21 protein-coding genes and 3 pseudogenes are annotated in these 16,449 nt (G+C 35.7%); 6 read left to right on the forward strand and 18 right to left on the reverse strand.

Annotation, left to right across the window (positions count from 1 at the left end; all coding sequences use genetic code 11):
* Nucleotides 1-14 precede the first annotated feature (14 nt).
* From MAQA_RS11990 to MAQA_RS12045, 17 genes and pseudogenes are all read right to left on the reverse strand, one after another.
* Nucleotides 15-767 (reverse strand): DUF6625 family protein, encoded by a 753-nt coding sequence (locus MAQA_RS11990; protein WP_241463231.1) that lies wholly within the window; start codon nucleotides 765-767, stop codon nucleotides 15-17.
* Between the two features lie 54 nt (nucleotides 768-821).
* Nucleotides 822-1,905: pseudogene (locus tag MAQA_RS11995) on the reverse strand (glycosyltransferase family 4 protein).
* A gap of 7 nt (nucleotides 1,906-1,912) precedes the next feature.
* Nucleotides 1,913-2,698 carry a glycosyltransferase family 4 protein gene (locus MAQA_RS12000; protein WP_241463232.1) on the reverse strand — a complete coding sequence of 262 codons (786 nt, stop codon included), beginning with the start codon at nucleotides 2,696-2,698 and terminating at the stop codon, nucleotides 1,913-1,915.
* On the reverse strand, nucleotides 2,607-3,002 hold the full coding sequence (locus MAQA_RS15850; RefSeq protein ID WP_241463233.1) for a glycosyltransferase: 396 nt from the start codon (nucleotides 3,000-3,002) through the stop codon (nucleotides 2,607-2,609). The genes MAQA_RS12000 and MAQA_RS15850 overlap by 92 nt, the downstream gene beginning before the upstream one ends.
* Entirely contained in the window at nucleotides 2,971-4,074 is a 1,104-nt protein-coding gene (locus MAQA_RS12005) for an O-antigen ligase family protein (protein WP_052008592.1), read from the reverse strand. Before MAQA_RS12005 ends, MAQA_RS15850 begins: the two co-directional genes overlap by 32 nt.
* Nucleotides 4,075-4,103: 29 nt before the next feature.
* Nucleotides 4,104-4,304, reverse strand: coding sequence for a hypothetical protein (locus MAQA_RS15855; protein ID WP_052008593.1), 201 nt, complete (start codon nucleotides 4,302-4,304; stop codon nucleotides 4,104-4,106).
* Nucleotides 4,305-4,318: 14 nt separating this feature from the next.
* Entirely contained in the window at nucleotides 4,319-5,044 is a 726-nt protein-coding gene (locus MAQA_RS16270) for an acyltransferase family protein (RefSeq protein WP_052008594.1), read from the reverse strand.
* Nucleotides 5,025-5,438 (reverse strand): acyltransferase family protein, encoded by a 414-nt coding sequence (locus MAQA_RS16275; RefSeq protein ID WP_052008595.1) that lies wholly within the window; start codon nucleotides 5,436-5,438, stop codon nucleotides 5,025-5,027. The genes MAQA_RS16270 and MAQA_RS16275 overlap by 20 nt, the downstream gene beginning before the upstream one ends.
* 21 nt (nucleotides 5,439-5,459) lie before the next feature.
* Nucleotides 5,460-6,221: a WecB/TagA/CpsF family glycosyltransferase gene (locus MAQA_RS12015; protein WP_206537557.1), complete on the reverse strand. Its 762-nt coding sequence runs from the start codon at nucleotides 6,219-6,221 to the stop codon at nucleotides 5,460-5,462.
* A gap of 78 nt (nucleotides 6,222-6,299) precedes the next feature.
* A complete protein-coding gene (locus MAQA_RS14715; protein WP_193786425.1) occupies nucleotides 6,300-6,563 on the reverse strand; it encodes a P-loop NTPase family protein in 264 nt (87 codons plus the stop codon).
* The gene (locus MAQA_RS14720; protein WP_338151631.1) at nucleotides 6,526-6,948 is read right to left on the reverse strand and encodes a CpsD/CapB family tyrosine-protein kinase; all 423 of its coding nucleotides are present in this window, start codon (nucleotides 6,946-6,948) and stop codon (nucleotides 6,526-6,528) included. The genes MAQA_RS14715 and MAQA_RS14720 overlap by 38 nt, the downstream gene beginning before the upstream one ends.
* Nucleotides 6,948-7,700, reverse strand: a complete 753-nt coding sequence (locus tag MAQA_RS12025; RefSeq protein WP_036074204.1) for a YveK family protein — start codon at nucleotides 7,698-7,700, stop codon at nucleotides 6,948-6,950. The genes MAQA_RS14720 and MAQA_RS12025 overlap by 1 nt, the downstream gene beginning before the upstream one ends.
* A 21-nt stretch (nucleotides 7,701-7,721) precedes the next feature.
* Nucleotides 7,722-9,004: pseudogene (locus MAQA_RS12030) on the reverse strand (nucleotide sugar dehydrogenase).
* Between the two features lie 25 nt (nucleotides 9,005-9,029).
* Complete coding sequence (locus MAQA_RS12035; RefSeq protein WP_036074206.1) at nucleotides 9,030-9,512, reverse strand: DUF4352 domain-containing protein; 483 nt, start codon at nucleotides 9,510-9,512, stop codon at nucleotides 9,030-9,032.
* Nucleotides 9,513-9,585: 73 nt separating this feature from the next.
* A complete protein-coding gene (locus MAQA_RS12040; protein WP_036074209.1) occupies nucleotides 9,586-9,882 on the reverse strand; it encodes an immunoglobulin-like domain-containing protein in 297 nt (98 codons plus the stop codon).
* Nucleotides 9,883-9,915: 33 nt separating this feature from the next.
* Nucleotides 9,916-10,062 (reverse strand): annotated as a pseudogene (locus MAQA_RS16695) (immunoglobulin-like domain-containing protein); the annotation flags it as partial.
* Nucleotides 10,026-11,777: an immunoglobulin-like domain-containing protein gene (locus MAQA_RS12045; protein WP_036074211.1), complete on the reverse strand. Its 1,752-nt coding sequence runs from the start codon at nucleotides 11,775-11,777 to the stop codon at nucleotides 10,026-10,028. The gene MAQA_RS12045 and the pseudogene MAQA_RS16695, both read right to left, overlap by 37 nt.
* Nucleotides 11,778-12,148: 371 nt before the next feature.
* Here MAQA_RS12045 and MAQA_RS15865 point away from each other — a divergent pair, with 371 nt between their 5' ends.
* The 4 genes from MAQA_RS15865 to MAQA_RS12055 all read left to right on the forward strand — a co-directional run bounded on the left by MAQA_RS15865 (nucleotide 12,149) and on the right by MAQA_RS12055 (nucleotide 13,989).
* Entirely contained in the window at nucleotides 12,149-12,427 is a 279-nt protein-coding gene (locus MAQA_RS15865; RefSeq protein ID WP_241463234.1) for a helix-turn-helix domain-containing protein, read from the forward strand.
* Nucleotides 12,428-12,475: 48 nt separating this feature from the next.
* Nucleotides 12,476-12,700 (forward strand): helix-turn-helix domain-containing protein, encoded by a 225-nt coding sequence (locus MAQA_RS15870; protein ID WP_241463236.1) that lies wholly within the window; start codon nucleotides 12,476-12,478, stop codon nucleotides 12,698-12,700.
* A gap of 79 nt (nucleotides 12,701-12,779) precedes the next feature.
* Entirely contained in the window at nucleotides 12,780-13,658 is an 879-nt protein-coding gene (locus tag MAQA_RS15875) for a hypothetical protein (protein ID WP_241463235.1), read from the forward strand.
* Nucleotides 13,659-13,746: 88 nt separating this feature from the next.
* Complete coding sequence (locus MAQA_RS12055; RefSeq protein ID WP_036074213.1) at nucleotides 13,747-13,989, forward strand: hypothetical protein; 243 nt, start codon at nucleotides 13,747-13,749, stop codon at nucleotides 13,987-13,989.
* 44 nt (nucleotides 13,990-14,033) lie between these two features.
* Here the strand turns inward: MAQA_RS12055 and MAQA_RS12060 are convergent, their stop codons facing one another.
* Entirely contained in the window at nucleotides 14,034-14,612 is a 579-nt protein-coding gene (locus MAQA_RS12060) for an EAL domain-containing protein (protein WP_036074215.1), read from the reverse strand.
* 302 nt (nucleotides 14,613-14,914) lie between these two features.
* Between MAQA_RS12060 and MAQA_RS12065 the strand changes: the two genes are divergently transcribed.
* On the forward strand, nucleotides 14,915-15,406 hold the full coding sequence (locus MAQA_RS12065) for a helix-turn-helix domain-containing protein (RefSeq protein ID WP_036074217.1): 492 nt from the start codon (nucleotides 14,915-14,917) through the stop codon (nucleotides 15,404-15,406).
* Between the two features lie 419 nt (nucleotides 15,407-15,825).
* Complete coding sequence (locus tag MAQA_RS12070) at nucleotides 15,826-16,437, forward strand: hypothetical protein (protein WP_149023363.1); 612 nt, start codon at nucleotides 15,826-15,828, stop codon at nucleotides 16,435-16,437.
* Nucleotides 16,438-16,449 lie beyond the last annotated feature (12 nt).

Here is a 16,449-nt window from a genome sequence, read left to right on the forward strand (position 1 = left end):
TAGCATCTTGCGTATTATCTACCATTTTTCTTTTTTTGAAAATGAATATAAAGATATTCCTCTTTTGTAATCATGCCTGTTTTTTTATGGTACGTGCATTTGAACAAATTACCATTTTCCCACTCAAACAATGTTGTCTTGGCTTTACGATTAGCATCGTTTTCACAGACATCAATCATTCTAAACTTCCAAGGATCAATATCAATAAAATCTCTTTCTTTATATCTAGGTACTTTGAGTAAATCAAATTTACTAGGCATTATTTTTTCATCAAAAAAGTAAATCCTATTAGAAGTAAATACTTTTTTATAATTTAGACCTTCATCCGACATAAACCGATCATTATTAAGTTCATTATTCCTATACAACATAAAATGTCCGTATTGATAGATTTGGTCATATCGCTGTAAAACATCCTCAGTTACAAAATGATCAATTCTTCCAAAGATCAAATCCACATCACAATAACCCCAGAAATCATAGTCTTTAATCCAATTTTGCAAGACTTTTCCATATGTTGGCTTATAATCACAAAGCTTATATGGAGATTCTAATGCAATTGGAAAATCAAAAGCTTGTTGAACAATTGATCTAAATTCCGGAAAGGACATCTTCCAAAAGCTAATGTTTTCAAACTCGATTTGCAGGTCATTATCACTAATAAAAATAAAATCAATATTTTCATTTCTGCCACATGAATTCATAAATACATTAAAATTCTCTGGAAGGTTGCCAAAATAAGGCACAATAATTACAATTTTTTTCATCTATGGAAAATCCTTCCTTTTAAAATTATAAAGATTCTTGAGTAAAATTAAAACTTAACGTGATTTTTTACTAATAATGAGATAAAGCTTTCGTCTTGTCCTACTAATACCTGTATAAAGATTGAACAACGGGTGGTAACTCTCATCAATGAGTCCAATAAATTCTACAGCCACTTCAATAAGCAGCAATAAAACAACTATTAAAATAATGGATCCCCAAGTAGTTGAGAAATATAAAAGAAAACTAATTCCTGAGAATAAAGCCGCGATCACATAGAGTAATAATACGGTTTGCCGATTGCTCAATCCTAATGCCAAAAGTCGATGATGAATGTGCGAGCGATCTGCCGTCGAAATCGATGTTTTTTTGCTTTAAGCGGCGAATAATCGCAAAAAATGTATCAGTAAAAGGTACGCCTAAAATAATAATCGGAATAAGAAGAGAGATTAGTGTCACATTCTTAAATTCCATCAACGATAAAATCGCGATCATAAACCCGATGAACATCGCACCTGTGTCACCCATAAAAACCGAGGCTGGTGGGAAATTAAAGACCAGAAATGCTAATAATGCGCCCACTAACAAGAAAGCTGTAAATGCGCTACCCATGTTCCCCAAAAGAAGCGCCATTCCTCCAATTGTCATTAAAGCAATTGTAGAGACTCCACCAGCTAAGCCATCTAGTCCATCAATTAAATTAATTGCATTTACAATAGCCAAGATCCAAAAAATCGAAATCGGAATGGCAAAGTAACCAAATTCAATTCGTCCGAGAAATGGTAGATAGATATGGTGAACCATAATACCACCCCAAATTGTGACGCAAAGTGCAGCAAGCACTTGACCAGCTAGTTTTAACTTGGGTGAAAGTTCTTTAATATCATCAATAACACCTGTTCCAACAATGATTAGCATGCCAACAAATAAAGGTAATGCGTTACTTCGATCAATAGGGGCTAAAAAAGCCATGATCGTAAAACTGAGGAAAATCGCGAGCCCACCAAGCGTTGCTGTTGGCTTCGTATGCGCATGTCTTTCACGTGGCATATCAACCGCACCAACCAAAAAAGCTAATTTACGGATAAGGGGCATCAGCAATAATCCCAATATAAAGGTGAGAACCGTCCATACTAACAATCTATATTCAACTCCATTCTTTTTGCCGTTCATCTAAGTTTGAAATACTTAGTGATTCCTGTGACTCTTCTTCCAATAAACTTTCATAGTAGCGATCCCATTTTTCAAAATACTTCTCAAGTGAAAAATCCGTTTTTATTTTTTCATATGCAGCTTGCGATAATTTTTCTCGTAGTTTTTCATCAGTCAAGAAATATCTCAGCTTTTCTACCATGGAAGATATATCCCCTGGCTTGATCAACATGCCATTTTCACCATCTTGAATCACTTGAGGAATACCTCCAACGTCCGAGGCCAAATTCGGAATACCTTCGGACATGGTTTCTAAAATAGACATTGGAAGACCTTCTTGATAGGAAGGCAGCAAATGTAGTACTGTTCCAGCTACTATTTCATCCCGATCTTCTTTTAATAGCCAGCCACCGAGGCGGACATTTTGACTAGCAAGAGCTTCCATCTCTCTTTCAACTTCTTCGATTTCACCATCTCCAAACAGCGTGAAACATACATTTGGAAATTCGGATTCTAGTTGCTTGGCGACATGAAGGATATCATAACTCCCTTTGCGTTTGCCTAGGCGACCAAGCGTAATAATTTCTGTTGCTCTCGGATTGTATTTGGGTTGTTCTTCAACCATCACTGCGTTTTCAATAATTTCAATTGGTGCATCTGTAATTTGCTCATAAAATGCTGCCCATTCTTCACTTAAAACAACAAGTCCATCTAAACGAGAAAGTTCTCGCCGAATCTTTTTTTTTCGCTTTTTTTCCTGCCAATTTGTAAAAAGTGTCAAATTGAGAGGCATGCATATGGAAAATGACTTTTGTACGACGTGGTACTAATTTAGCGAGTAGTGCTTTTCGATAAAAACTGCTTTTTTGCGCTACATGAAAATGAACAACATCGATCTTGTCTTTTCTAATATTTTTGCGTAATGTCAACACGGCTTTTATTCCTGTCGAAAATTTATGTTTTTCTGTCCATGTCGCTAGGTAGGATACCTGATTTTCACCACTATAATATTCTTTAAAATTGGCAATAACCGTTGCAATGCCACCTTTTGAGTCAGATTTTGGTCCAACCATTAATATATTCACTTTGCTTCACTTCCTTCGAAACCGCTTCTTCTTCATTTGCAGAAGAGTGCTTGTATTTTTGTAAAAGTATTCCACCGCATACAAGCCCAAGCATGGTTGAAGATAGTGCTGAAAACATCACATGTCCTGCTGAAATACTGTAGAACATTAGAACCATGAAGGCGATTGTATAAATACTGCGATTTTGTTTTTTTAGTGATACAAAGAAGAAATAACCAAGCATCACTGTAGTTAGTACAACCCCAATTAAACCAAGTGCATAAAGTCCATCTACTGGATCCATTTCAATCAAACCATATCGTTCAAAATTGATGGATCGATATTCAAAGCCGAAACCGATTAGAGGAATGAGGAAATTGTTACGATTATCTGCAAAGAGTTCGTAACCAGCCACCATATAATCACTTCGCGAGCTCGTTAAAAGTCGAACTAAATTTCCGTTATATAGCCGATAAAAATAGGTGATTCGATCAACCATTCCAGATGTTGCAGAGATAATGAAATCCCAACCTGCCACCACAAGACCAATAAGTGCTGCGACAGCAATAATAAATATAATTAGGCGATAAATAGATTTAAATTGCTTTTGACAAACAAGAAAATGAATCAGAATACCAACAGTAAATAAGATTCCATAAATGATTCCTGTTTTCGTACTAATTAGGATGAGTGTGACGATAATGCCTAGATAAAGAATTAATAAAGCGACAGTCTGTAGAACTGCTTTTCTTTCTAATGCTTTTATGAAATGCCAGCCGACAAAAGTTGCATTAATCATGAACGCAATCGTAAGATCGTTACTTGCAAAGAAAAAGCTTTTATATCCAGCATTACTATTAACATAAGCCTGATTTCCGACATTTAAAAAATAAGGAATTAACATTTCTAATGTGAATAAAATACTCACAACCAAAAAGATTTTGCTGTAATTCATCGTTAAGAAAATTTCTTTACGCTGATAAACAAAATAGGCAATGACCACCCACAAGAAAAATTTCGTAAAAACTGCTAAATCTGCGAATAAAAAGGACACAGAATTTTGCAGAACAATAGCTTGCAAAAATAGCAACATCAGTGAGCCAGCTATAAAAGTAATCGAGATCAGCGTGTAAAAAGTTTTTTCTTAAGTCCTGCATGAAGAATACAAACAACAAGGTAAATGAAACAAAAGAAGCGATAGGCTGTACCAAGTGGCAAAGGAACATTGAAGCTGATAAAAAGCCCATTTAAAAAATCAACCAGCGGAAAAACCGACATGATAATAAAGAAAAAATAAATATTTAATGGCTTATTTTTAGTCAATGGTCACGCCTCCTTTATCCATTAATCCTTTCCTTATTTGTTTCGGAAAGTTGTAAGTGAAATTGACTGATTTGCTTTCCAAGTTTACGCCCAAACTGTTGTGCCGGTTTTTCGAATAATAAATAGGAAAGATAGGCTACTACAAAAATTAGGGGTAAACTTAATAACTCAACAACTACTAATGATGAAATGACATTGTGTAGTAAATAAATCCAAGGAATAAACACAACACAATGTACGAGATAAACGCTAAACGATATCTTTCCTAAGAAAAGATAGATAGGGCGAGACAACCATGCTTGAACAGTTTCTGACTGGTAACAAACAAGAATTATCCCCACACATCCAACACCAATGACTACATCTGAAAACACCTGCGGCACATTTATTCCAGTAACAAGAAGTGCAAATCCATGGAAATAAAGAAAAATGGATATTAGCATGAGATACACTTTTTGCTTTTTGCTAAACGTTCGAATAGATTCCCAGTAAAGCGTTAGCAAGATACCAGCAATAAAAAATCCAATATGGAAAATCGTTTGACCGATTAAAAATTGTTGATCGATTATAAATAAGACGACTGTCCCAAGACCAAAGGATAAAGCGATTAGTCCAACTCCCCATTTCAGTCCTTTTCGTTCGATAAAATAATAAAATAGAGGAAAAAGAATCGAAATCCGAAGTTCAACAATAAGCGACCAAATCACAGGATCAATGCGATCAACATAATTCCCACTCATGAAGATATTCTCTAAAAAAAACTTTCCACTGAAGTGCATCTGTTCCAAAAGTGTTAAACCAACCTGATAATGTGGAAATACCCGATGGTGTGAACTTTAGAAACAAACACTCTGTTAAAAGAATAATGGCTAGAAACGGGAGATAGATTCTACAAATACGTTTTACCAAAAAAGCTGCATAGCCCTGCCACGTAAATCGATCTTTATTTTTAAGTGCTAGGCTAAGTGCAATTCCGCTCAATAGAAAAAAGAGAATAACAGCACTTCTGCCAAGCGGCTCAAAAATTTCTTTCATCAACGTTTCTTCTCTAAAAGTTCCTGCGAGGTGTGTTGCAACAACCGTAACCGCTGCAATACCTCTTAGTGAATCCAAAAAATAGATTCGTTTTGACATTCCTTCTTAGCCTCCCGATTTTTAATGACGATGCATTTTCGCTTTTCCAACTTTAAAGAGAAATGATGCATTCCCTTTCACACTGCGACTAAACATTCGACGCGGTTCTTGAATAAAGCGGTAAAACCATTCAAGTCCTGATTTTTGCATCCAAACAGGCGCACGTTTTGTTTTTCCTGCAAGTACATCAAAACTTCCGCCAACTCCCATTGCAAATGGCACCTTCATAACATCTTTATACTCGTTAATCCAAAACTCTTTTTGTGGACTTGAAAAAGCCACAAACAAAAGATCAGCTTTACTATCACGAATTTGTTCTGCAATAGAAAGCGACTCTGACTCATCGAAATAACCATTGCGATAACCTGCAATTTCAAGATCAGGGTATTCCTCACGATGTTTTGCTACGACTGCTTCCACAACTTCTTCGGTTGCCCCAAAATAAAAGGGGCGCCATCCTTTCTCAGCAGCAAGCGCGACAAGTTCTGAGAATAAGTCAATTCCTGTCACACGTTCTGGCACATCATAGCCAAGAATTCTTCCTGCCCAAACAATTGACTGACCATCTGCATTGATTAAAGGACAATCATTGACAATCGCTTTTAACTCAGGATTTTTAGCCATTAAATTAACCTTGTTCGCATTGATCACAACATGTTGCGTCGGAATTCTTGATTCCACAATGCGTTCAACCTCTTCAATTGTTTCGCTCATTGTTAGACAATCTAATTGGCTACCCAAAAACTCTACACGCTTCCCTATATTTCCTTCTGCTACATACATTTTAGGTTTATCATCCTTCCAACATTGAATATTATTCCAAATTTTCCTTTTATTTATTTTGTATTTTCTATACCAAAACTATTTATAAGCATAATAGTAATAATTACTTTTCTTCTCACTTACACCGTTCAGAACAGCCCCAATAATCGGTGCTCTTGTCATCCTGATTTGTTCAACTGCTTGTTTTGTACGCTCTTTAAGTGATGATCCAAATCGAGTTACAAGAATTACACCATCTGTTTGCGGTGCAAGAACAAGCGCATCGGATACAATTGTAATAGGTGAAGTATCAATAATAATAAGATCAAAAGTTTGTTGTAGTTCTTCTAATACGTTTGCCATTTTTTTTCGATCCCAACATTTCATTCGGATTCGGTGGAATGGCTCCACTTGTTAAAACAAACAAGTTATCAATTTCTGTTGACTGATAGCTCTCCTCTAAACTAATTTCATCAGTTAAGACAGCCGAAAGACCCGTATATAAGTTCTTAGAGAAAGTTTTATGAATGGTAGGTTTTCGCAAATCTGCATCAATCAACAACGTTTTCTTACCCTGCTGAGCAAAGACAACTGCCAGATTAGCTGAAATCGTTGACTTACCGCTTCCTGCTTCAGGTGAAGTAATTAGAATCGTTTTGAAAGTAGAATCAATGCTTGAAAAATCAATGCCTGCACGGATTGTCTTGAACTGTTCACTTACAGGTGAATTCGGATCATTGTATGCGATTAATTGCTTCCGTTCGGTTCTTTTTTTTCATTCCTAGCACTCTCCTTCTCTATATTTTTTTCTAGCTCCATCTGTTCTGGCTCAAAAGCATTGACCGTTCCTAGTACAGTAAGTCCAAGTGCATCTTGTAGATCTTCCACACTTTTAATCGTGCGATCAAAGATGGTCTGAACAAAAATAATCATGATCCCAATTATTGCTCCAATTACAAATGAAAGTGTCAGCATTAAACTCTTATGAGGTTTAACAGGTGCTTGTGTTTTAGAATACTGAGCTTGAGAAAGTATTGTTACATTATCAACTTTCATAATATTCGGTATTTGTCTTTCAAAGACCTGCGCGGTTTTATTAACTATTTCCGTCGCACCTTTTGCGCTTGGATATTCAGCTGCAATCTCGATAATTTGTGAATTCGAGTTATTACTTACCTGGATTGCACCACCAAGTTCAGCTTGCGAATATTTATTTCCTAATTCTTTTTCCACTTCTTTTAAAATTCTTGGGCTCGTGACAATCGCACTATACGTGTCAACTAATTGTAAGTTCGCCTGGACATCTTGCGCTTGGATATTGGTTTCACTCGAATCTACTTGGTTCACCAAAACTTGCGTCTTACTTTGATAAACAGGCGTAGCAATAAACCAAAGATAGATACTCATGATACAGACACATAAGCCGATTGCCCCCAAAATGTACCATTTACCCCGGCTAATCGCACCAAATATTCTTTTTAAATCAATTAATTCCTCCATTGCACTCTCCTACTCCATTATTTAAAACGAAGGGACTCTTTCTATCCGACTTAGCGAGCCAATATTCCCCAACGAAAGATAGTGATTCTTCACCACATGATTTGGGAATATATGTTTAGTATCAAATACATAGGTCTGTTTCATCTCACTTAAATCCTCTTCAGTTAACGTTTTAAATTCATTATGATCTGTTAAAACAAGTAATAAGTCACTATCGAGCGTCGCCTTTTTGAAATCTTTTTCAATCCAAGACTGATTCACATGCGGATCGAAAACACTGACCTCATAACTTCCGTCATTCAATAATTTTTGCGTGATTTCAAGCGCGGGACTTTCACGAATATCATCCACATTTCCTTTATAAGTGACCCCTAGAACAGTTATTTTTTTACCATTAATTTGTTCCATTAATATTTTTGTTCTTGAAAAAACAAAGTCTGGCATCGATGTATTAATGGCCCGAGCTGTTTGAATAAGAGGGGTGGTTTCTGGTGTGCTAGCCACGATAAAATACGGATCTACCGCTAGACAATGCCCACCGACACCTGGCCCTGGTGAATGAATGTTGACACGTGGATGTTTATTTGCCATTTCAATCACTTCAAGCGCATCAATGTCGAGGTCCTCTCCGATCTTCACAAGCTCATTTGCAAGCGCAATATTGACATCGCGATAAGTATTCTCCATTAGTTTGGAAAGCTCTGCCGCAGAAGCAGATGAGGTGATTAATTCGCCTTCAACGAAAATACTATAGATTTTTTTTTCCAGCTTCCGTGCACGCACTCGTCACTCCGCCAATAATTCGATTGTTATACTTTAATTCATGTAAAATTTTTCCTGGAAGCACGCGTTCTGGACAATGCACAAGAAAAATATCTTTTCCAATTTCAAACCCAGCCTCTTCGATTAGTGGTTTCACAAAGTCTTCTGTCGTACGCGGTGCAATCGTTGACTCAACAATGACTGTATTTCCTTTTTCAAGAACCGGCACGAGTGATTTCACTGCATCAAGCACATAGGTTAAGTCGCAACTTTTATACTGATCGTCTTTGTTAGGCGTTGGAACAGCCACAATAAATGCATCGGCTGGTTCCACCTTTAGCTGTGCCTTGAAGTTCCCAGACTGAACAGCTTTTTTTTAGTTCTGTTTCCAGCCCAGGCTCTTCTAAATGCACATGTCCATTATTTAACATTGTAATAACATCTTCTTTTACATCTACACCAATAACTTCTTGATTATGATTTGCGAACATAATGGCTGTGGGTAAGCCGATATAACCTAAGCCAATCGTAACAATTTTCATTCTGACACCTTCTTATCTCACTATTCTATTTCGTCTTTACTTCCCATTTTGCTTTTACTTTATCACTAGGTTTATATTGCAATTCTGTTGGCGTTACATCTTTCTTTAATACAAAATAAACAGTTCCTGTAAGTGAATCTCCTTTTTCAAAAGAATCACCAAATGAAGCATAACTATAATCTGGTTTTACTGTTTTGCCATCACTTGTTTTAAGGAGAAAATCAACAGTCCCGATACCCTTTTGGTCGTTACTTACATTTTCAGCTTTCACCTTAAAGCTGTAGACTTTTTTGTTAGAATCTTTTTCATCTGACACTTTACTTACATCACTGTTTTCCAGAGTGATTTTCATGTTATCCACTGTAACTGTGTTATCATTTTTGGACACTGAAACACTTTGCTTGGTTGTTTCTTTTTTATCATTACTTGTCTTATCACTAGTATCACTTGAACAAGCCGTTAGAAAAACGACAAACAAGGCACTAAAAATCAACAATACTTTTTTCATTTTTATTGACCTCCATAAAATTGAATTCATTGAGATACCAGACTTGGTATCTCAATGAATCAGAATTGCTTTATTAAGCAGTGAAGCTGTATTTGTCTAATTCTTTGTGTTGAGTTGTTTTGTTATAACCATAGATCGTTACTTTCGAACCAGGTTTAACAGCTTTAGTCCAATATTTGAAAGTTCCATCGGCATTGAAAGATCCTCCCCAAGGTTGAACTGCTCCGTCAACCTCGATGTAAGCAACTTCAATATCGCCTGTGAATGTTCCTTCAACATATGCTGTATTCCAGTTATATGACGCACCAGTAAATTTACCTTGTAGGTTCGAGCCAGCTAGAGATTGAACTGTAATCTCTTTACGATCCAATTCTTTACGTTCGTTTGGCTTAGCAGCATCATATGCAACTAGAGTTACTTTTTGACCTGCTTTAAGCGAACCAGCATAGTAAGAAAAGTTTCCATTAGAGAAAGATCCACCACTTGATTTAAGAGCGCCATCTACATATAGATCTACTTGTTTAACATCACCTGTATAAGAACCAGTGATTTGAGTATCTCCATCAAAAGCAGCACTTGGTTGATAGTTCCAGAAGTTACAACTTGTTTCCCTTGAACGACAAATGATTTTCTATCCAATTCTTTACGTTCATTTGGTTTGTATCCATCATAAGCAACTAATTCAACTTTTTGACCTGCTTTAAGCGAACCAGCATAGTAAGTGAAGTTTCCATTAGAGAAAGATCCACCACTTGATTTATATTGTCCGTCTACATATAGGTCAACTTGTTTAACATCACCTGTAAACGTACCAGTGATTGTTGTTTCACCTTCAGAAAGTACTTTTGGATTAATAGTTCCAGAAGTTGCAACAACTTTATCTTTAATGTTTACTTGTTTACGATCTAACTCATTATCATCTTTGTCATAACCAATGATTACAACGTCATCGTTTTTGTTAGTGATTGTGTTTACACCGATCCAGAAAGCATAGTTTCCATCTTTAGAGAATGTTCCACCTTTACTTCCTAGTTCAGTTCCATTGATCATGATTTTCGCGTAGCTAATGTCACCATCGAAAGAACCTGTAATGCTTGATTCACCGATTGTGTAGTCAGCAGATTTGAAAGTACCTTCAGTTTCGTTACCTTCGTTTCCGCCGTTTCCACCACCGGATTTAGAAACTACTTTAACGTAACCAGTTTTTTCAGTTGCAAGACCAGTGTTGTTTACAACACGATAAGTGACAGGATAAGTTCCTTCAGTACGTGTATCAACTTGGTTACTTGTAACTGTTAATTTGTTTGTAATAAGACCATCTTTAGGATCTGTAGCAATTACACCTTTAAGAGCCATTTGGTCAGTATAGTCAGAACCAACTTCTACTTCTTCAATACGTTGGTCTGTGAATTCGATTTCTGGTTTTTCAACACCGTAACCAGGGTCGATTTTTTGAAGATTTATTGTAGCTGTATCTTTCCATTTACCTAAAAGATTAAGTCCACCGTGTTGTCTACCAACAAATTTATATTGTGAGTTAATAGAATCTGGAATACGAACGCCAGATTCTTGAACTGCTGTTCCAAGGTCAATATCAACATACGTAACAACACCGTTTACTGGTTGAACGATTGTCCCAGTGAATGGAGGGTTTACAACTTCCAAACGGTTTTTCGAAGCGTTATAAGTGATTTTCCCAGAGTTTACTGGTTCTGGTTGACGGTCAACGCCCCAGATCATGTGTCCAGTTTTCGCAGTTACATTTTGAACGAATTCTTTTGTATTTGCGATTTCTTTGAACTCATCTGGCAAATCGATATAAGCCGTTGTTGATGCTTCGATGCTTGCTTCAACTAAAGTGCTACGTTGTACACTGATTTGCAAGTGACCTGTAGTTTTTCCATCAATGATTGATAGACCATTTTTGATTACCGATGTATCACCAGTAATTGTTGTGCTTGTTGTGAAACCAATAGAAATCCCAGGTCCCCAAGCTGCTTCTACTCCTTCTCCTGAAGTTTCAGTAGTTGCTTCTTGACTGCTTCCTTCAGTAGTTGCTTCTTCTTTAGTTGTTGCTTCTGTGTTCTCTTCTGTAGTTGCTGCTTCTGTGTTTTGCTCTTGTTCTGTAACGATTACGCCTTCAACTTGATTAGCTTCCTCAGCATCTGCTGCCCAAGCTGTTACCGGAGTTACTAAAACATTACCTACAAGCGCTAACGTTGCTGCAAGAGTTAAAACTTTTTGTGCATTTCCTTTTTTAGACATTATTCGTCTCCTTTATTTTGAATTTTGGGTGAAACAATTATGAATAACACTTCATAGCCATTTACGTAAAATTAAAAATTTAATTGCGCAATTTTTGATTTGTGTGTATCAATTGATCGCCCCAACGAGACTTAGTATAGAGCGAAATCACCCTTCTAAAAAATCAAAAACGCGATTATAAAAAGATTCTTTTTGCTCAAAAAGGGAAAGGAAGAATGAGATTCATCCAAGAAACCGATTGCATATTACCACATATCATTTCCATTAATAATCAAAATCTGTTTTTTTTATATGTCTGATTATGCTCATTTGTCTTTTTCCTATATGTTTTAATGAATAAAGCTTAATAGAAATGTTAAGGGGGGGAACTAATGAAGTTAGATTTAGATATTCTTGATACAAATATCGAACTTGAGTGGTCCATACTCAACTTACTTAGAAAAGAGGATCGCTGGTTTTCGACGGAAGAACTTGCAAAAAATTTGAACAAGACATCTTCATTGATCTTGAAAGCAATTGCTTCATTAAGGGATAACTTAGAAGAATTCAACAGTGACCAAATGACTTTACATGTTTCAAAAGGGAAAGGCGTTTATTTAGAAATCAAGAGCAGTAATATTGATATCGGCTTATTTTTTAATTTTTTTTGATTTCAAATACAAGTACGTATAAGCTTTTTTATAGTATAGTTACAGAAAATTTTTGTTTCGGCTAAAAAATTTGCTTTTGAAAACTTTCTAAGTGAAACAACAGTACGCAGACATATTAAAAAGATAAAAGAAGCTATTCAGCCTTATGAACTGAAATTAAATCGTAGCACGGCGGTTCTTTCAGGCAGAGAGGCACAAGTAAGGCTCTTTTTAAATATGGTTTTTTGGGCGCCTTTTTTCTGGAAAAGTTTGGCCTTTTTCAAATATCGATGAGCATCACCTTTATTTTGTAACGAAGCGTATCTCTGCTGATGCAAACATTGAGCTTAGCGAAGTCCAAGCAAGACAACTGATGTATTTTCTTGCCATTAGCGCGATCAGGCGACGAAATAACCACTACATTTCAATAGAAGAATCCTGGCATGAATTACTTGAATCCAATGATAGTTTTCAACTTTTCAAAGAACAAATCAAGCCTTACACACCTATTACCCAACAATATCCTGGTGAGATGGCCTTTTTATTCTTCATGACTATCATCCAAAGTGAATCTACACAGACTATACCTTTATTAATTAGTAATTTTCGTTTTAATCGATCTAAAAACACAAAATTATATCAAGCCACTGAGCAATTCATGGAGAAATTTGAAACTGAAATCGTTCCAGTTCCTCACAGTCAGAAGCGGTCATTTCTGCTGGCAGTGTTTTCTGAACATCTATTCGCCAGTCTCTTCCATAATTTTTCAACTAGTATAAGTGGGAATGAATTTTCACCTTATACCCATCACCGATTACCTGTTTTAAAGCAAAAACTTCATCAACTCATTGATGAGCTATATAATGAAACAAAAAATCCTATTTTTTTAGAGAAAAAATTCTTAGCCTCACGCTATGCACTACTTCTAAGTCTAATTACACCACTCCATGTCTTTGAGCAACGAATCAAAGTTCGACTAGAAACTGATTTATCCTATATTGCGAATAAATCTATCATTGACCAAGTAAAAGAATATTTTACAAACAACTATAATATTGCTTTTATTCGTAATGAAAGTAGTGAACAAGCCGATTTAGTACTAACAAATATTCCATCTCAAATCCCAAAAGGTCCTGAAGTAGTTTCTATTCATCGTCTTCTTGCACCACGGGATTTCAAACTCATTCGGGAGACACTTGACCGAATTACCGAGAAAAAAGTGCAGCAGCAAAAACTTCATAAATTTAGTTAAAATAACACTTTTTTAGGCGTTCACAGTCCTTTTTTTCATTTATAATAAAAATGGAAGATAGAATGAAAGAAAGTAAAGGAGCAGAAAAATGACTTTTATTAACCCTTGGGATGAGCGGTTTATTTATACGATTAGATTCATCCTCCCAGAACAGCCAAGGAAAATTCTTACAAGAACCATTATCGAAAAACAATTATTAGATAAAGAAAAAGTGATCGAGAATTGGTTAGATATTTTCCCGCAAACTATCGTAAAAGAGGTCGAATTTTCCTTTGAAGCAATGGAACGAAATGAGCGTAAATTCAAAGCCTTTAAACATCAACATCATTAAAAAAGCGAGTATTCTTTTTAAGAGTACTCGCTTTTTCTATTTATTTAAGACACCTTTTGCTTGATAAGCTTATCTAACCATTGCCCTTGTTGCAAAATAAGGTTCATTCCTTCTAATATGGAAGAATCTTTCTTATTCTTGACGTACTCAAGAACCATTACTTTTTGATGCTTATCAGCAATTTTTTTCCAAGCAGCAATGAACGCTTCAAGGATTGACAACTCAAATTTTTCTAGTGAAATTTTAAATCCTGAAATAAGAGGCAGGTAATACATAAGCCGTTCCAAACTATTGATCCCGCAACCTACATCATCTAACATTACTTCGTAGCCAAATGCCTGTAATGATCTTATTTTTCCATATAAAAAGGCATCTAACTCATCTGGTGTAAAATGACTTTTACTTTCAGGCAACTGTACCAAATTCTCGGTAATCTCGATAACAATTTGTTCATTATAGATACGTAACTTCTCAAACATCTTCATTGTCTCTAAACAAAAGAATTGACTTGACCTAATATTAATCGAAATTTTCGGATATACTTTTTTTGCTACAATTTTCATTAATTCTTTCTGCAACCAGTTTATAAATGATGGATAATTTTCCTCAAAAAAAACAGCCATCTCATCGTCAATTTTTGTAAAAGAACCTTTTTTTCCTTCTTTTTTTTCCTATCACCAGCTCATGCATAACAATTTTTTTATGTTTAATATCATACACTGGTTGCGCAATTAATCGATAATTTTTAAACATCTTCCCAGTCCTTTCGCTTTTCATGCCCTCATCTTACTCGTTTTTTTAAAAAAAATAGTAATCAGGTTTCGCTTTTTGAAAATGCCATTTTTGCTTTCTGAACGTTTTTGTTTACCTATGTGGGAAAAAGGCTAAAATAGAAGTATAGGACTATAACGAGGAGGAAACACAAATGAAAATTGGACTTGATATGTTTGATTCCATGTTAAAAAAAGAATGGGATCTCCTTGCCATTCTCCGTGGAGTCGATCGTTGGTTTTCAACTGAAGAATTGCGAGAAAAGTTAGATGTAACGCCTGCGTATTTATTAAAAACAATCAATAAGCTTGTGGCTGATATTGATAGTTTTGGCGATGGTCAGCTTGAAATACAGGTTTCGAAGGGGCGCGGTATAAGATTTATAACCAATCACTCAAATGCTAACCCGCGCGACTTACTTATTTTTTTAACTGAAGAAACGCTCGGATTCGCTTTATTTAAAGCTCTCTTAAATGAAAACTTTGGCTCTACTCAAAAATTCGCCTATGACCATTTTGTCAGTGATGCTACAGTTCGCAGGGTTTTAAATAAATTTCGAGATGCAATTAAACCTTATGAAATAGAAATTTCTCGAAACGATGCGATTATCGAAGGCAGAGAAAGCCAAATAAGACTTTTTTTTTAATATTGTTTTATGGAAAATTTATGCTGGAAAAGGATGGCCATTTGAAGGCGTCAACGAACAATACGTTGAGTTTCTTGCAAACTCCTTAGCAAAAGAAGGTAACTTGAAATTAACGTCTCTCCAAACTCGACAATTAATGTATCTCCTTGCCATTGCAATGATTAGACGTCGGAATAATCATTTTGTAGAATATAATCCCGCTTGGGCAGAAATTTTGGACGATAATAAAGTCTTTTCGCTTTTCAAGAAAAAAAGTTGCTCCTTTTTCCACTACATTTTTTAATTCTGCTCCCGGCGAAATCGCATTTCTCTATCTATTACTTATTATTCAAAACGAGAACTTGCAAACTCTTCCATTGCTTAAAGCAAACTTTCACGCCAACAAAAGAAACAACAGCTCTGTCTATCAAGCAACTGAAATGCTTTTTGAAAAGGTCGATCAAAACATTCAGCAAATTCCTGAAGATAAACGGGAGTTATTTTTATTAAATGCTTTTTCCTTTCATTTATTTGCAAAAGTTTTCGATTATTTTTCAACTGACATTAGTGGTTATGATTATTCAGTTGCTTTTGATCCAAGTCTGCCTTCTCCTGTTATAGCAAGTCTTCAGGAGAACATTTTACAGTTAATCAATGACTTCTATAAGAAGACGAAAAATGAAATTTTCTTAAAAGGGGAATACTTAGTTTCCAAATACGCATTACTTTTTGGCTTCATTGACGCCCATCTTTATTACGAGCCTAAAGTCACTATAAAAATCTCCACAGATTTACCCTATCTCGCGTACTTACGGATTCGTGAGCAAATTTGTAATCTTTTCGGTAATAGTTTCAACATCAGATTTATCGATGAATCAGCTCCCGAAAAAAGCGATATTTTACTCACGAATATCCCACTTGAGCAACATATTGAGCGCCATGTAAGTGATCGTATTATTTTTATCAATCGCAACCTAACAATGCGCAACTTGCTGTCACTTAGAAAAAATCTGCACGAAATAACTGTAGCCAAGCAAGCACTTGAAGCATAAAAAAACGGACCT

It is taken from the genome of Listeria aquatica FSL S10-1188, assembly GCF_000525795.1.
Classification (GTDB): domain Bacteria; phylum Bacillota; class Bacilli; order Lactobacillales; family Listeriaceae; genus Listeria; species Listeria aquatica.

Coding starts and splice junctions, on each gene's coding strand:
- MAQA_RS11990 (WP_241463231.1), bottom strand. CDS start 767: ATGAAAAAAATTGTAATTATTGTGCCTTATTTTGGCAACCTTCCAGAG.
- MAQA_RS12005 (WP_052008592.1), bottom strand. CDS start 4,074: ATGTTGCTATTTTTGCAAGCTATTGTTCTGCAAAATTCTGTGTCCTTT.
- MAQA_RS16270 (WP_052008594.1), bottom strand. CDS start 5,044: ATGAGTGGGAATTATGTTGATCGCATTGATCCTGTGATTTGGTCGCTT.
- MAQA_RS16275 (WP_052008595.1), bottom strand. CDS start 5,438: ATGTCAAAACGAATCTATTTTTTGGATTCACTAAGAGGTATTGCAGCG.
- MAQA_RS12015 (WP_206537557.1), bottom strand. CDS start 6,221: ATGTATGTAGCAGAAGGAAATATAGGGAAGCGTGTAGAGTTTTTGGGT.
- MAQA_RS14715 (WP_193786425.1), bottom strand. CDS start 6,563: ATGGCAAACGTATTAGAAGAACTACAACAAACTTTTGATCTTATTATT.
- MAQA_RS12025 (WP_036074204.1), bottom strand. CDS start 7,700: ATGGAGGAATTAATTGATTTAAAAAGAATATTTGGTGCGATTAGCCGG.
- MAQA_RS12035 (WP_036074206.1), bottom strand. CDS start 9,512: ATGAAAAAAGTATTGTTGATTTTTAGTGCCTTGTTTGTCGTTTTTCTA.
- MAQA_RS12045 (WP_036074211.1), bottom strand. CDS start 11,777: ATGTCTAAAAAAGGAAATGCACAAAAAGTTTTAACTCTTGCAGCAACG.
- MAQA_RS15865 (WP_241463234.1), top strand. CDS start 12,149: ATGAAGTTAGATTTAGATATTCTTGATACAAATATCGAACTTGAGTGG.
- MAQA_RS15875 (WP_241463235.1), top strand. CDS start 12,780: ATGTATTTTCTTGCCATTAGCGCGATCAGGCGACGAAATAACCACTAC.
- MAQA_RS12055 (WP_036074213.1), top strand. CDS start 13,747: ATGACTTTTATTAACCCTTGGGATGAGCGGTTTATTTATACGATTAGA.
- MAQA_RS12060 (WP_036074215.1), bottom strand. CDS start 14,612: ATGGCTGTTTTTTTTGAGGAAAATTATCCATCATTTATAAACTGGTTG.
- MAQA_RS12065 (WP_036074217.1), top strand. CDS start 14,915: ATGAAAATTGGACTTGATATGTTTGATTCCATGTTAAAAAAAGAATGG.
- MAQA_RS12070 (WP_149023363.1), top strand. CDS start 15,826: ATGCTTTTTGAAAAGGTCGATCAAAACATTCAGCAAATTCCTGAAGAT.